Annotated in this window: 12 protein-coding genes; 7 read left to right on the plus strand and 5 right to left on the minus strand. The window is 38.8% G+C overall.

From position 1 onward, the window contains the following. Positions 1-421 precede the first annotated feature (421 nt). Entirely contained in the window at positions 422-3097 is a 2676-nt protein-coding gene (locus BM015_RS20840) for a T9SS type A sorting domain-containing protein (protein WP_090663232.1), read from the minus strand. A gap of 605 nt (positions 3098-3702) precedes the next feature. Then, positions 3703-4398 carry a response regulator transcription factor gene (locus BM015_RS20850; RefSeq protein ID WP_090663236.1) on the minus strand — a complete coding sequence of 232 codons (696 nt, stop codon included), beginning with the start codon at positions 4396-4398 and terminating at the stop codon, positions 3703-3705. A gap of 148 nt (positions 4399-4546) precedes the next feature. On the opposite strand from BM015_RS20850, the gene BM015_RS20855 reads away from it, so the two are divergent. Continuing rightward, complete coding sequence (locus BM015_RS20855) at positions 4547-4918, plus strand: co-chaperone GroES (protein ID WP_090663238.1); 372 nt, start codon at positions 4547-4549, stop codon at positions 4916-4918. Here the strand turns inward: BM015_RS20855 and BM015_RS20860 are convergent, their stop codons facing one another. Beyond that, a complete protein-coding gene (locus tag BM015_RS20860; RefSeq protein ID WP_090663240.1) occupies positions 4919-5605 on the minus strand; it encodes a zinc metallopeptidase in 687 nt (228 codons plus the stop codon). A 338-nt stretch (positions 5606-5943) separates the two neighbouring features. Here BM015_RS20860 and radA point away from each other — a divergent pair, with 338 nt between their 5' ends. The 3 genes from radA to BM015_RS20880 all read left to right on the plus strand — a co-directional run bounded on the left by radA (position 5944) and on the right by BM015_RS20880 (position 8665). Further along, positions 5944-7314: a DNA repair protein RadA gene (radA, locus tag BM015_RS20870; protein WP_090663244.1), complete on the plus strand. Its 1371-nt coding sequence runs from the start codon at positions 5944-5946 to the stop codon at positions 7312-7314. 9 nt (positions 7315-7323) lie between these two features. Then, entirely contained in the window at positions 7324-8022 is a 699-nt protein-coding gene (locus BM015_RS20875; protein WP_090663246.1) for a ComF family protein, read from the plus strand. 109 nt (positions 8023-8131) lie between these two features. Further along, positions 8132-8665 carry a glutathione peroxidase gene (locus BM015_RS20880; protein ID WP_090663248.1) on the plus strand — a complete coding sequence of 178 codons (534 nt, stop codon included), beginning with the start codon at positions 8132-8134 and terminating at the stop codon, positions 8663-8665. A 140-nt stretch (positions 8666-8805) separates the two neighbouring features. Here BM015_RS20880 and BM015_RS20885 read toward each other — a convergent pair whose 3' ends face one another. Further along, positions 8806-9549, minus strand: a complete 744-nt coding sequence (locus BM015_RS20885; protein ID WP_177191982.1) for an outer membrane beta-barrel protein — start codon at positions 9547-9549, stop codon at positions 8806-8808. A gap of 185 nt (positions 9550-9734) precedes the next feature. Between BM015_RS20885 and BM015_RS20890 the strand changes: the two genes are divergently transcribed. The 3 genes from BM015_RS20890 to BM015_RS20900 all read left to right on the plus strand — a co-directional run bounded on the left by BM015_RS20890 (position 9735) and on the right by BM015_RS20900 (position 13900). Further along, positions 9735-10724, plus strand: coding sequence for a PDZ domain-containing protein (locus BM015_RS20890; protein ID WP_090663252.1), 990 nt, complete (start codon positions 9735-9737; stop codon positions 10722-10724). Between the two features lie 225 nt (positions 10725-10949). Continuing rightward, complete coding sequence (locus BM015_RS20895; protein ID WP_218148597.1) at positions 10950-11294, plus strand: copper chaperone; 345 nt, start codon at positions 10950-10952, stop codon at positions 11292-11294. A gap of 86 nt (positions 11295-11380) precedes the next feature. Further along, on the plus strand, positions 11381-13900 hold the full coding sequence (locus tag BM015_RS20900) for a PIG-L family deacetylase (protein ID WP_090663256.1): 2520 nt from the start codon (positions 11381-11383) through the stop codon (positions 13898-13900). Between the two features lie 1272 nt (positions 13901-15172). On the opposite strand, the gene BM015_RS21755 is transcribed toward BM015_RS20900, so the two are convergent. Further along, on the minus strand, positions 15173-15412 hold a 240-nt coding region (locus BM015_RS21755), incomplete at its 5' end, for a hypothetical protein (protein WP_218148598.1).

Here is a 15412-nt window from a genome sequence, read left to right on the forward strand (position 1 = left end):
GCTTTATTGATCGCACCCAACTCTTAAAACTCGCTGACTACTACTCCAAAAGCGGTTATGGAGAGTATTTGAAAAAATTGAAGCCCTGATTGGTGAATAGCTAATGGATCAAAGCTTTTTTCCTATTGTGTTGTCTATGATTTTTAGACATCGTAATTAACGACCGGAATAATCCAGGCCTTCAGGCTTGTGATTAAAGAAATGCTCTATAAAAAAAGCTTTTAGCCTAAGTATTTGCAGATGCGCTTTGGTTAAAACCAGCTTATTCATCTCCAATGCTAACGCATTTGGTTAATTAAAATTCCTACGCTTCCAACCCCATTACAAATAATTACCATCTCCTTCACAGATCGTTATAGAAAAGAGGCCGCCTCAAAATTAAATTTGAGACGGCCTTTTTTCTATTCCTTACTTTTAAAATTTAATGTTGAACGTTAATTTGCTGCTGACTTATGAACACACCCTCATTATTGATAAGCGAGAAGTAATAAACACCGTTAGGAAATGCTGAAACATTGATTGAATGGCTGGAACCGGTATTATTTATTTCGATCCTTTTTGTAAAGACTATATTCCCTGAACGATTGGTTAACTGTACTGTTATATTTTCCTTTTGTTTTCCTGTTATAGAAAAACTAAATGCTGAGCTTGCAGGATTTGGGAATACTTTATTCACCTCGTAATTGACGGTTATTGCATTATTAGCCTCATTGTCTTTTACAGGTGCAAATGATGCTGCAATTGTTTTGGCGCCGGCATTATTCGCTTGATTGTTTGTTGTATTAGGATTAGTGGCATAACCGAAAATCACCGGATCGGTTGCCCCGTTTACCTTTATTGTTTTACCAACAGTTGCGCTGGCATTAACGCTTACGGCAATTATAAAATAACCCTGGTCGCCAACTGCCATAGCTTTTGAAATATTTACAGAATAATTATGTGGAGCTGCATAAGTAGCTGCTGTATAACCCAGGTAAGAAGCGCCTGATATAACCGGTGCTGATGCATTATAATATAAATAAACATAAGTAAGATCGTTTGCATCATGATTGCCACTTAATGTAAACTGCATGTTGTTTACCGTAACAGGCATAGTGGTTACATTCATTTTTGTTGCGTACACAACATTGTAAGTGCTACCCTGCGCAATATTGCCTGCTGCTATAGATGGTGTGGTTAAAGTAATATCCGCGGCCTGTATGGTTTTTTTGCCCGCTTTGTTAGTTTGATTATTGGTTACATTGGGTGCAGTTGTATAGCCAAACTCAAGAGGATCTGTTAATCCGTTTATAATTATCGTCCGATTATCGTTGGCTGTATTACTAACACTTACGGCAATAATGAAGTACCCTTCACTCCCTGCATCCATACTTTTCGAAATGTTTACAGAGTAGTCATGCGGGGCCGCAAAAGTGGCTGAAGCATACCCCAGATAAGAAGCGCCTGAAATAACAGGGGCTGCAGCATTGTAATAAAGATAAACGTAGGTAAGATCGTTTGCATCATGATTGCCGCTTAGCGTAAAGTTGATTTTGTTTACAACGGCAGGCATAGTGGTAACTTTCATTTTTGCAGCATACACTACATTATAAGTACTGCCCTGGTTAATATTGGATGCTGTAATTGAGGCGGAGGTGAGGTTAATATCCGGCGCCTGTATCGTTAATGTTTTTGCGTTATTGCTTTGGTTGTTTGTAACCTTAGGAGCAGTAGTATAGCTAAATATCAATGGGTCAGTAGCTCCGTTAATGGCCACTGTATTATTGTCTGTTGCAGTATTGCTCAGGCTTACAGCAATTATAAAAAACCCTTGTTCATTTTTAGCCATAGCCTTCGATATATTAACAGAATAAGAATTATTAGGGCCAAATGTAGCAGCAGCATAACCTAAATAAGAAGCGCCGGAAATTACAGGTGCAGAAACGTTATAATAAATATATGCATAGGTAAGATCATTGGCATCATGCGTTCCCTTTACTTTAAATTTAATATTGTTTACTGTTACCGGCATGGCTGTTGCTTTCATCTTAGCCGCATAAACAACATTATAAGTACTGCCCTGGTTAATATTTGCAGCCGCTATTGATGCAGAAGTTAAAGTAATTTTTGATGCAATTATAGTAAGTGCATGAGCTGTGTTGGCCTGGCTGTTGGTAATATTAGGCGCGGTTGTATAGCCAAACACCAGCGGGTCGGTAGTTCCGTTAATAAATACGGTATTGCTGTCAGTTGCAGTATTACTTAAACTTACGGCAATTATAAAAAACCCTTGTTCGTTTTTAGCCATAGCTTTTGAAATATTAACGGAATAAGAATTATTAGGGCCAAACGTAGCCGCAGTATAACCTAAATAAGAAGCACCGGAAATTACAGGTGCAGAAGCATTATAATAAATATAAGCATAGGTTAAATCGTTGGCGTCATGTGTTCCCTTTACTTTAAATTTAATATTGTTTACTGTTACCGGCATAGTGGCTGCTTTCATCTTGGCAGCATAAACTACATTATAAGTACTGCCTTGGGCAATATTTTTAGCTGTAACATTTGCAGATGTTAATGTAATATCTGCTGCCTGTATAGTTAATACACCGGCCTTGTTTGCCTGGTTATTTTGCAATACAGGAGTGGTTGAATAACCAAAAACCAGCGGATCAGTTTTGCCGTTAATCAAAACCGTTTTATTGTCACTTGCTGTATTATTTAAGCTTACCGCAATTATGAAATAACCTTCGCTTCCAGTGGTCATTGCCTTAGAAATATTAACAGAATATACATTGCTTGATGCATACGTAGCGGACGTATAGCCCAGGTAGGAAGCGCCTGAAATCACCGGTGCTGCGGCATTAAAATAAATGTAAGCGTAAGTAAGATCATTGGCATCGTGCGTGCCTTTTATCTTAAAGTCAATTTTGTTTACGGTTACATTATTACCTGTAACCTTCATTTTAGCAGCATAAACCACATTATAAGTGCTGCCCTGGCTTATAGAGGCAGAATCGGTTGTAGCGGTAGTAAGCGTAACAGTTAGCTGGGCAGTGGTCTTAAATGACATTGTTAATGTACATAACAATAATAAGAGTAAAAATGTTTTTTTCATAGTAAGCAATTTTTAGGTAATCAAAACTAACTTGTATCTGAGCAATTTATTAATGTGCTTATTAGGTGGGCGGTTTGAATGAGTAAATGGTCAAATTCAAAACTTCAGCAATCGCCCGATAACATTAAGCAAAAGCTGAACTATGCAAAAAGTAAATGCCTCAAGTTTTTAATCGATATGAACAACAGGAAAATAGAAGTGATCATAATCTTGCCCGGCCTAAACAACAAACTAATAAACTTTTAAGAGGTGAGCAAGGCATTAAAAAAAGAAAACAGCGATATTTTAATACCGAACCTGTCTTTGCCTTATACACAACCTTCATTTTAAAAGGTTTATGTTATGGGGATTAGCCAAATTAAATGTAGAAACAGACTTGCTGCCTTGCACATAAATTAAGAAAAAAATTGTCTGAAAAGAAAAGCACTCAAAGCTTTCAAAAAAAGACTGCTGCCAATAGAGCTTATAGGAAACATCAAAAAAGAAAATATCAGCTTCTAACTCCATTAATTACCACGTGCCTAATGAACCGCCATAAAAAAAGAAACCGCCTCAAATTTATTTTTGAGACGGCCTCTTCTATTCAATGTTATAATATTTCAACCTTACGGCGCCACCAGCCTGAAGCCATTGCCGTGAATATTTACAATTTCAATATTCTCATCATCTTTTAAATATTTACGCAGTTTGGCTATATAAACATCCATGCTGCGGCCATTAAAATAAGTATCGCTGCCCCATATTTTTTTCAATGCCCTTTCACGTGGCAGTAAATCATTTTTATGTTCTGCCAGCATTTTCAATAATTCATTTTCTTTTGGAGAAAGCGTTTGTGTTTTGCCATCATGCGCCAGTTCACGCAATTTAGGGTTGAAGTGATAACGACCTAAATCAAACTCAATGTTTTCGCTTTCTTTATTCAGCTCTTCGTTGCGTTTTAGAATAGCTTTTATTTTAAGCAATAATACTTCACTGTCAAAAGGCTTGGTAATATAATCATCAGCGCCAAGCTTATATCCCTGAATAATATCTTCCTTCATTGTTTTGGCGCTTAAGAAAAAGAGCGGTATTTCAGGATCAATATCGCGGATTTCTTCTGCCAATGTAAATCCATCCATATTCGGCATCATTACATCAAGCAGGCAAATATCAAATTTCTCACGTTGAAATGCAGCGAGCCCCAGCCTGCCATCTCTTTCAAGCGTAACATCATAATCATTTAATTCAAGGTAATTCTTCAGCACCATTCCAAGATTCGTATCATCTTCACACAGTAAAATTTTATATTTTTTTCCTTCCATAGATTGTTGTTTTTAAAATAAATATATATCAATAAAAATGCCTTAAATAAACATTTGTTGTTTAAAGATAAGGATGATTAAAAGAAATTTAATATGTGAATCCAGTTTAACGGATGTTTATATTTTTACAACCTGAAAAAATGTGTTTATGCTATTAGTTCAGGATAATAAACTGAAGAAATTAATAATTATCGGCGACAGGATTTTAATCAGACCTTCCAAACCAAACGAACGCACTTCAAGTGGTTTGTATCTTCCTCCGGGCATACACGAAAAAGAAAAGGTGCAACAAGGCTACATTATAAAAACCGGCCCTGGTTATGCCATTCCTTTACCCGTGGAAAATGAACCCTGGCAGAGCGAAGAAGAACAAGTAAAATACATTCCTTTGCAAGCGAAAGAAGGAGACCTCGCCATATTTCTATTGAGCGGGGCAACCGAAGTTATGTATGAAGGCGAAAAATATTTTATTGTGCCTCAAAGCGCTATCTTAATGCTTGAGCGAGACGAAGAGCTTTAATTACCGCCTGTCCCTGCTGTTAGAAAAAATAAAAATATACTGCAGCAAAGTAGCAACTGAAGCCAGTGCTGCAACCACATAAGTAAGTGCTGCCCAATGCAATGCATCTTTTGCTTTATCATGTTCCTGCGGCAGCGTTACATTACTTCTTTCAAGCCAGGCAAGTGCACGGTTGCTCGCATCGTATTCAACAGGAAGCGTTACCAGTGAAAAGATTGTGGTAAGTGCGAATAAAATAATACCTGCCAGTAACAAGCCCGGAAAAATGTTGATTAACAGAATACCTGCCAGCAAAACCCACTGAACTATATTACTGCTGAATTGTACAAAAGGCACTAACCTGCTCCTGAGCATTAACCATGAATAAGCTGTTGCATGCTGCACCGCATGCCCGCACTCGTGGGCAGCCACAGCCGACGAAGCAATGCTGTGGCCATTATAAACTTCAGGGCTTAAGTTTACCGTTTTCTTAAAGGGATCGTAATGATCTGATAAAAAGCCATTTACAGATATTACCTGCACATCATAAATACCGTTATCATGCAGCATCTTTTCTGCTATCTCTTTGCCACTCAATCCTTTAGCCAAAGGCATTTGCCCGTATTTCAGAAATTTCCCTTTCAGCGTAGAAGAAACCAGGAAACTGATGCCTAAAAAGATTAGTGAAACCAGGAAAATTGAATTCATTAATTTTTTTTAAGGTAAAACCTGCAAATTTATAACCACTTAAAAATCAGTGTTGCAATTGCAGGCCGGCAACCTAACTGGTGCCAAATCGGCCGGTTATATTTCTTCAGTAGAAAAAATGTGCCAAAATGCCTGCCGGAGATGCCGGGGAGAAATCCAAAAAGTTTTCAACAACACAAAAAATTTATTTTGTTATGTAGCCCATTATTGTAATTTAGTGCCTGAATTTAATGGGTTAGTAAGTAAAAAAGGGCCGGTTATCTACCGGCCTTTTTTGTTGCCTTCTTTTAAAGCAGTTTTCATGTTTATGAAACTAAAAGCCATATTATCTTTATACAATGGCGAAGGTAAAAACTGCTTTTTTTTGTTCTAACTGCGGATATGAAAGCACAAAATGGTTAGGTAAATGTCCTGCATGCAGTCAATGGAATACATTTATTGAAGAAGTAATTGAACGAAATCAAAAAGAAAAAAATTTCTGGAAAGATGCAACCGGCGAACGGCAAACATCAAAAGCAAAATTGCTGGATGCAGTTGAAAGTTTAAAAGAAGAAAGAATTATTACGCATGATGCTGAATTGAACCGTGCATTAGGCGGTGGCATTGTTACAGGCAGCATTACATTACTGGCTGGTGAACCCGGCATCGGCAAAAGCACATTATTATTACAGGATGCATTGCAGCTTAACAGCGCAGTTATTTTATATGTAAGCGGAGAAGAAAGCGAGCATCAAATAAAAATGCGTGCTAACAGGTTAAATATACGCAACGAAAATTTCTACATACTTACTGAAACATCGCTCTCTGTAATTTTCACAGAAATAAAAAAGCTCCAGCCCGCTTTGGTTATTATTGATTCTATTCAAACCTTGCAATCAGATAATATAGATGCAACGCCCGGCAGCATAGCGCAGGTGAGGGAATGTGCAGCATCGCTTCAGCGTTTTGCTAAAGAAACACACACACCTGTTTTTATTATTGGCCACATTACAAAAGATGGTAGCATCGCCGGCCCGAAAATCCTGGAGCACATGGTTGATACCGTGCTGCAGTTTGAAGGTGATCAGCATTATGCCTATCGCATTTTGCGCACATTGAAAAACCGGTTTGGCAGCACATCAGAATTAGGTATTTATGAAATGACGGGCAATGGCATGCGCACGGTAAATAATCCATCAGAAATTCTTATCAATCAAAAAGAAGAAGTATTAAGCGGCAGCGCAGTTGCTGCGGGCATGGAAGGCTTGCGGCCTTTATTAATTGAAACACAGGCATTGGTTACACAAAGTGTTTATGGAACGCCGCAACGCACATCAAGTGGTTTGGATGCAAGGCGCCTGCAATTATTATTAGCCGTACTGGAAAAACGCGGCGGCTTTCATTTTGGAATGAAGGATGTGTTTGTAAACATTGCTGGAGGCTTGCGCATAGAAGATCCTTCAACGGATCTCGCGATTATTTGTGCTTTACTTTCTTCTTACGAAGACGCACCGCTTTCACCCAATATTTGCTTTGCAGGTGAAGTGGGTTTAAATGGAGAGATAAGGGCCGTTAACCGCGTTGACCAGCGTATTGCCGAAGCCGAAAAACTGGGCTTTGAAAAAATATTTATTTCACCTTTTAATAAAAAAGGGCTCGATAAATCGCATTATAAAATTGAAGTGACCGCTGTGAGTAAAGTAGATGAACTATACAGGCTGCTGTTTTAATAAATAAACATGATTTCAGTTAAAAATTATATTGATGATTTTCTGCATCTTTTTTTTCCGCACAACTGCGCAGCATGCAGCACTGATATAATTAATGCCGGTGATACTTTATGTGCTGAATGTTTAAGCCTTTTGCCTGAAACAGGATTTTTTCTGCATGGTAATAATCCTGTTGAGAATATGTTTTATGGAAGGATGAAAATAGAAAAAGCAGGCAGCGCTTTTTATTTTACAAAAGATTCGGTAATTAAAAACGTAATTATTCAGCTTAAATACAAAAACAATATTGCAGCAGGCGAATTTTTAGGAAAGCTGCTTGGCCGGCAGTTAGCAACCAGCAACAGGTTTGATGATATTGATATAATTATACCAATGCCTTTGAATGAAAAAAAATTATTCAAGCGTGGTTATAACCAGTCTGCGATTATTGCGGATGGTATTGTTTCAGTTTGGAACAAACCCGTAATTACAAATGCTGTTGAAAGAATTTTATTTACTGAAACACAAACGCATAAAACGCGCATTGACCGGTGGCAAACCATGGAAAATGTTTTTGCCGTGTCCAAACCGGAGATGCTTACAGGCAAACATATTTTACTTGTGGATGATATAGTTACAACCGGCGCCACTTTTGAAGCCTGTGGCCAGGCCATACTAAAAATTCCCGGCACTGCGCTTAGCCTCGCATCAGTTGCATGTACCATTTAGCGTTGCTGCAGCAGGCAACCATTAAAGCTATTATCGGGTTTATACGCTGGTTAACAGAATTTTTATTATCAAATAGCGATACCTTTGGCCAGCAAAAAATTTAGTTACCATGAAAATACTTCTTCTATCGTTAACCTTATTTGTTATGTCTTCATTCAACACACCTGCAAAATCTATTTATAGTTTTAAGATTAAAGCGCTTGATGGCAGCATTATTGATTTTTCAAAGTTTAAAGGCAAAAAAATACTGGTAGTGAATACTGCTTCTCATTGTGGTTTTACGCCTCAGTATGAAGGGCTTGAAAAATTATATGAAGAAAATAAAGACAAGCTGGTTATTGTAGGGTTTCCATCTGATAATTTTGGCGGGCAGGAATTTCAGGACAATGATTCCATCAGCAACTTTTGCAAAAAGAATTTCGGCGTTACTTTCCCGCTTACCACGAGGGTTGATGTAAAAGGCGATAATACAACACCTGTTTTTAAATACCTCTGTCATAAAGATGAAAACGGCGTGCTGGATGCAACTATCTCCTGGAACTTCAATAAATTTATTATTGATGAAAACGGAAATTTATTACAGCATTTTGATAGCAAGATTACACCTGATAGCCCCGAACTTTTGAAATATATCAATCAATAATCAATCCTTTGTTATCCAAAATAACAGGCAATAATTAATGCTCAATATTCAATAATCAATTTTGGTTCACAAATAATTGGGCATTGATTATTGTGTATTGAAGATTGAGTGTCTTCTCAAGTAAACAACACTAAGAAATATTAATGATATAAAGGCCTTGCGTGATAATAACTGCGGCTGAAGAAATATTTAAGGCCAATGTTTATTGATTGCAGTTTGTCTATCTCAGGTATGCCATCGCCTCCCGGCAGCATATTGGTAAGCGTGCTTTGAAATATAGCCGTTACTTCAAACTTTTGTGATACGCTCAATCCCACACCTGCATTTAAGCCCCAAACAGCATTGGCAATGTCTGATTTAAATTCACTTTGCAGGTTAATACTTCTCCCAAAATTAATTTTATGGTTTTCATTTTCAGTGCCTACTACTATTTGTGCGCCGCTTGAATCTCTTCCATAAATTGTTGATTTCCGGCGAACCTTGCCGCCAATGCCTATTTGCGTTGTGGCGCCACCATAAACCCTTAACGCCAGTTGCTTTGAAAGCGGGAACTGGTATCCAATTCCAAAAGGAAAATTAAGAAACATTGGCTTGTAAGCATATTCTGATACGATAGCCTTTGATGCCGTTGCACCTGAAGAATCCCGGCCATATCGCTGTTGGGAAACACCCGCTTCAATAAATACAAGAAATCCAAACTGGGTATGATATTCTGTGCCTACAGATGCCTGCCAGCCATAACCGAAAGTGCCGTCAACTGTTCCACCCGGGTTCCTGGATACATGAAGCTTTGTTGCATTGCCGCCTGCCTGCGCATAGAATCCAAATTGTGCCTGAATAGCAGAGGAAATAAAAATTCCAAATGCTAATAGCCAATACTTCATAAGCATATTTTGTGCAAATAAAAGACATTTGAACTTGCTGACAGGCATCAATCCTTCATTTTAATAATTAATATGTGCTTGCAAAATGTAAAATAATAGCTTTAACATTTCCGAAGGCTTTCGTAATTGACAAATCTCAATATATTTGAACTACTAAATTTTTCGTAGATATAAAATTACAGGTTATGATTAAGACATTAAGATTAATAACATTGTTTGCCGCAACTTCATTTTTTGCTTCCGTTCAGGCCCAGCCCCCATCAAAAAATAAAATGAACAATACCGGCAGGCAAAATATCATCATTCAGAAAAAAGATTCAACCAAAGAAAAAATTACTGTAATTATTGATGGCAATACTGTTACTGTGAACGGAAAGCCTGTTGATGATTTTAAAAGCGATGATGTAAATGTTATTCAGCAAAAAATAAAAGACGGAAATTTCTTCGTGTATGGAGACCATTCAGGCGCTGCAACTATTGCACCGGGTGCTCCGCAAATGTTTGAGCTGAGAAAAGAAATGATGCGCAATGTAAAATCAAACAGCGCTTTTCTTGGTGTAATGACTGAGAAAGATAATCAGGGCGCAAAAATTACGGACGTAACTGAAGGCAGCGCTGCAGAAAAGGCCGGCCTTAAAGAAAATGATATTATAACCGAAGTTGGCGATGATAAAATTACCAGCCCGGATGACCTGTATAAAGCAGTTGGCAAACATAAGCCCGATGAAAAAGTTACCATTACTTATTTGAGGGATGGCAAGCAGGCAACTGCAAACACAACGCTTGGCAAGTCTGATCAAATGCGTGTTTTTTCATGGAATGCCCCTAATGCGGATATGGATGTTTTCAGAAACTTTAACGGTCCGCGCAGCTTCTCTTTTGCGTGGAATGATAAGCCCCGCCTCGGCCTTTCTGTTCAGGATACCGAAGAAGGCAATGGCGTAAAAGTGCTTGATGTGGATGACGAAGATTCACCCGCTGCCAAAGCAGGCTTAAAAGAAGATGATATAATCACACAGGTAAATGGCAAAGCCATAAATTCTACAGATGATTTAAGAGAAAGCATAAAAGATATTAAGAAGGGCGATACGGTTAAATTAACCTATAAACGCAATAATCAAACGCAAACCGCTGATGTTAAAATTCCAAAAGATTTAAAAACAATAGACTTATAATTTTCATTTTTCTCATGTGCAATAAACCGTTGTTTTCTAACAGCGGTTTTTTATTGTGCACATGAATCAACTGTAACAGATAGTTGCCATAAAAAGATACAGCACAAGTGTTGCGACGCAAGGACTGCCTGCGTAAAACGCAGTTGCAGGCAGGGATGCCACAGTGTACCTGCTGCCGGTAACCCAAAAAATAAACTTTATATTTGCCAGGCAAAAAATACTATTATGAAACTTAAATATCTTCTTTTGGGTGCCATGAGCTTTTGCTCAGCAAGTTTATTTGCCCAAACAAAAACAGATACCGTAAAGGTTTGGGGCAATTGTGATGAATGTAAAAGCAAAATTGAAAAAGCTGCAGCAAAAGCAGGCGCTTCCACTGCAAGCTGGAGCGATGAAACGTATTTACTTGCGGTGAACTATGATGAAACAAAAACATCAGTTTTAGATATTGAAAAAGCAATTGCTGCCGTTGGTTATGACACACAGGATGTAAAGGCTGATGATGCCGCTTATAAAAAGCTGCCGAAATGTTGTCAATACGACCGCAAGCCTGCAACCAAAGCGGATTAATTAATAATATTTTATTTTTGAAAAGTTGCAACTGTTTTTTCGGTTGCAACTTTTTTTATAGCATAAACCGATTTACATAATTCATCATGATGATATTAAGAAAATTACCGCTGCTTGTTTTATTCGCATTTTTATTTGTTCCCGCTTTTTCCATTGCACAAACGCCACCAATACATAACAGCGCTGACATTTACCAGCAACTGAAAAAATTAAATGTGCTGGGCAGTGTTTTATACATAGCTGCGCATCCTGATGATGAGAACACAAGGCTGCTCACCTATTTTGCCAACGGTGAATTATTGAGAACAGGTTATATGAGTTTAACACGCGGTGATGGCGGCCAGAATTTAATTGGCGATGAACAAGGCACCGAGCTCGGGTTAATAAGAACACAGGAATTATTATCGGCGAGAAGAATTGATGGCGCTGAACAATTTTTTAGCCGTGCTTATGATTTTGGGTTTTCAAAAAGTTCGGATGAAGCATTAAAGTTTTGGAACCATGATAAAATTTTAAGTGATGTGGTATGGGTGATACGTAATTTTCAGCCCGATGTTATCATTACACGCTTTCCCGGCGATGCGAGGGCTGGCCACGGCCATCATGCTGCCTCTTCTATTTTGGCAAAAGAAGCATTTGCAGCCGCCGCTGATTCCACTATGTTTCCTGAACAATTTAAATACGGCGTAAAACCCTGGGATGCTAAAAGAATTTTATGGAACACATTCAACTTCGGCAATGTAAACACCACCAGTAACGACCAGTTTAAAATGGAAGTGGGCGCTTACAATACTTTGCTTGGAAAAAGTTATGGCGAAATTGCTTCGCTAAGCCGCAGCCAGCACAGAAGCCAGGGCTTTGGTTCTGCTGCGCAAAGAGGTGAAGCGTATGAATATTTTGAACTGCTGGCCGGCTCGCAAATAAAAAATAATTTGTTTGATGGTGTGGATACAACGTGGCAGCGCATTAATGCAACGAATATTGAACAACAGGTTGCTGCAATAATCAAAAACTTTCAGTTTGAACATCCTGAAAATTCTGTTAATGCATTGCTGGGTTTATATAAATCAATCGGGCAATTGCCCGATGGTTACTGGAAGCATAAAAAACTGGAAGAAGTAAAACAATTACTGGTTGAATGCAGCGGCATTTATGCAGAGGCGGCTACCAATAATGAGTTTGGTGTGCAGCAGCAAAAATTCAATGTAAGGTTTGTGGTAAATAAGCGGCTGAATACAAATGTTACATTGAAAAATATAAAGCTGCTTGCATTCGATTCTGTTCTCAATACAAATCTTGCCACCAACACTAACCTTAGTTTTTCCCGCAGTTTTATGGTGGAAGATAATATGCCCGTTTCTCAACCTTACTGGCTTGAATATGGCATTGACAGCATTGGAAGTTTTACTGTAAAAAATCAAAGCCTTATTGGCAAGGCGCAAAACGATGCAGCATACCCGGCAAGTTTCACCTTCAGCATAAACGGAACGGATATAACGATTGATAAACCCGTTCAATACAGGTTTGTAAATCCTGCCCGCGGCGAACTGTATGAACCGTTTATTGTAATCAACCCTTTAAGCATTGCCGTAAGGCCTTCGGTTGTTTTAACCAATATCAAACAAAATAATGTAGCGGTTAAAAATGATAATGTTTACGCGCAGGTAAAGTCGTACGTGGAAGCGCCCAACTCAAAACTGAAATTATTTTTCGTGCAGGATAACGATTCTGTTTTTATAAAAGATACAACGGTTGATCTGGAGTATAATCAAACATACGATTTCAGTTTTTCTTTATCTAAATATTACAATAAACAAAAAGGCGACCCTTCTGTTGCGGTAGAAGTTAATATCAATAACCGGCCTGAATCTTACAGCGGCGACCTGCATTCCATTCAATACGAGCATATTCCTTATATACATTATTATGCAACAGATAAAATTCATGTGGTAAATGAAGAAGTAAAAACAGTGGGCAAACGAATCGGCTATATTCCCGGTGCAGGTGATAAACTGCCGCAGAGCCTGCAGCAAATGGGTTATGAAGTGAAGATGCTTTCTGCAAATGATATTACAGCTTCCGGCTTAAAACAGTTTGACGCTGTAATAACCGGCGTGCGTGCTTACAACATTCACGAATGGCTGAATGAAAAATATGGCGTGCTGATGAACTATATAAAAAACGGTGGCAACCTGATTGTGCAATACAATACCAACAACCAGATTGGCACGGTGAAAGCTAATATTGGCCCATATAATTTCACCATCAGCCGCACAAGGGTTACGGAAGAAATTTCGCCCGTGCATATTTTGTTGCCTAACAGTCCTGCGCTTAATTATCCCAATAAAATCACCAGCGCAGATTTTAATAACTGGATACAGGAACGCAGCACCTATCATGCAGAACAACTTGATGAACATTACCAGGCGCCGCTTGGCATGCACGATGTGAATGAACCGGAAAGCAATGGCGGCCTCATTATTGCCAAATATGGCAAAGGCAATTTTGTGTATGCGGGCATTGTGTTTTTCAGGGAATTGCCCGCCGGCGTGGATGGCGCTTACAGGCTGATGGCTAATTTAATTGCGCTGCCGAAAGAGAAGTAATTAAATGAAGTTTGGAGGCTTCACGCATAGAACTACGAAGTAAGGAGACTTCGCAGAGCGTGGATGATTTGTTTAAAATACAGTCATTCTGCAATGCTCCTTCGAAATGACGGGCTGCTGATAAATGAACTTACTAAATCAATAAGATCGCAAAAACACAAACCATCTCGAACGTCATTTCGACGACAGGAGAAACCTCCCGAAATGGATGGGTTGTGATATTTATTTTGAGCAACGTTAACCTCCAGAGATTTCTCAGTCGCATGGATGATTTGTTAAAAATACAGTCATTCTGCAATGCTCCTTCGAAATGACGGGCTGCTGATAAATGAACTTACTAAATCAATAAGATCGCAAAAACACAAACCACTTCGAACGTCATTTCGACGACAGGAGAAACCTCCCGAAATGGATGGGTTGTGATATTTATTTTGAGCAACGTTAACCTCCAGAGATTTCTCAGTCGCATAGATGATTTGTTAAAAATACAGTCATTCTGCAATGCTCCTTCGAAATGACGGGCCGCTTATAAATGAACTTACTAAATCCATATGATCGCAAAAACACAAACTATTTCGAGCGTCATTTCGGCGACAGGAGAAATCTCCCGAAATGGATGGGTTATGATATTATAGCATGAGAGTGCAGGTTTGTTGGGCTGATGCCTGGACTGACAATAATGCTTTGCGGGCTGGGGGAGCGTAGTTTGGATGGATAGCTTTGATATGCTCCTGGTATAGTTCTGATATGCTTCTTATATGCCCCTGACAAGATGGCTGGCCTTATTGATTGTATTGCAAAAATGAAGTTGACTAAGTACCCTATATTAACGTATTGTGCTATAGAAAGTGATTAACCTATTTGGCGTAAGTATGCCGCTTAGCTTTTGCCGCGCAGCGTACTTTTGTGCCTTGCAACGCACAAGTACACCATACACAAGCCCACCCTGCATACTTGTGCTATCCACTGAGTTTTAATGAGAAAAGGGGGAGAAAGACTCAAAAAAAGGGGGAATTTATTGAGTTTTTAGGGGAATTAAGGGGGGAATTTTTAGAGAAAATGGGGGAAGATGAACGCTGTAAGAATGTAAACAGGCAGTATTGCGCTGCGATGCTGCCTTCCAAAGAACAGAACCATGTTTCGCCGGTATAAAACAAACAATTAGCACATACAATAAGATGACAAAGAAGGTTTTTGATTTAAATTCTCTTGGTTTAGGTTGAAAAAGGAGCCGGTTAAAACCGGCGGGCAGCGCCGCAAGGCGCTGTCTTTTTAAAATTGATACTGAAAACGGATTACCGACACTAACAATACAAAAAAGCGAAAAGAAGGGCATTGATTTTCAACGCAAATTTTTTTTTGTGAATGCGTACTATTCGGTAATATTGGTGTTGCAGGCAATGCCATCCGACAGTTTCGATTAACATGAGCAAGTAGACAAACAGCGTTCAAAATCAGACTCATAAAGACTTCTATTTTGTTCATGTCTGGCTTTGGCGCAGGATCGGATTC

The organism is Parafilimonas terrae (assembly GCF_900115755.1).
GTDB classification, from domain to species: Bacteria; Bacteroidota; Bacteroidia; order Chitinophagales; family Chitinophagaceae; genus Parafilimonas; species Parafilimonas terrae.

Excerpts from the sequence above, each read along its gene's own strand:
- BM015_RS20840 (WP_090663232.1), bottom strand. The coding sequence starts at position 3,097 with ATGAAAAAAACATTTTTACTCTTATTATTGTTATGTACATTAACAATG.
- BM015_RS20850 (WP_090663236.1), bottom strand. The coding sequence starts at position 4,398 with ATGGAAGGAAAAAAATATAAAATTTTACTGTGTGAAGATGATACGAAT.
- BM015_RS20855 (WP_090663238.1), top strand. The coding sequence starts at position 4,547 with ATGCTATTAGTTCAGGATAATAAACTGAAGAAATTAATAATTATCGGC.
- BM015_RS20860 (WP_090663240.1), bottom strand. The coding sequence starts at position 5,605 with ATGAATTCAATTTTCCTGGTTTCACTAATCTTTTTAGGCATCAGTTTC.
- radA (WP_090663244.1), top strand. The coding sequence starts at position 5,944 with ATGGCGAAGGTAAAAACTGCTTTTTTTTGTTCTAACTGCGGATATGAA.
- BM015_RS20875 (WP_090663246.1), top strand. The coding sequence starts at position 7,324 with ATGATTTCAGTTAAAAATTATATTGATGATTTTCTGCATCTTTTTTTT.
- BM015_RS20880 (WP_090663248.1), top strand. The coding sequence starts at position 8,132 with ATGAAAATACTTCTTCTATCGTTAACCTTATTTGTTATGTCTTCATTC.
- BM015_RS20885 (WP_177191982.1), bottom strand. The coding sequence starts at position 9,549 with ATGAAGTATTGGCTATTAGCATTTGGAATTTTTATTTCCTCTGCTATT.
- BM015_RS20890 (WP_090663252.1), top strand. The coding sequence starts at position 9,735 with ATGATTAAGACATTAAGATTAATAACATTGTTTGCCGCAACTTCATTT.
- BM015_RS20895 (WP_218148597.1), top strand. The coding sequence starts at position 10,950 with ATGAAACTTAAATATCTTCTTTTGGGTGCCATGAGCTTTTGCTCAGCA.
- BM015_RS20900 (WP_090663256.1), top strand. The coding sequence starts at position 11,381 with ATGATGATATTAAGAAAATTACCGCTGCTTGTTTTATTCGCATTTTTA.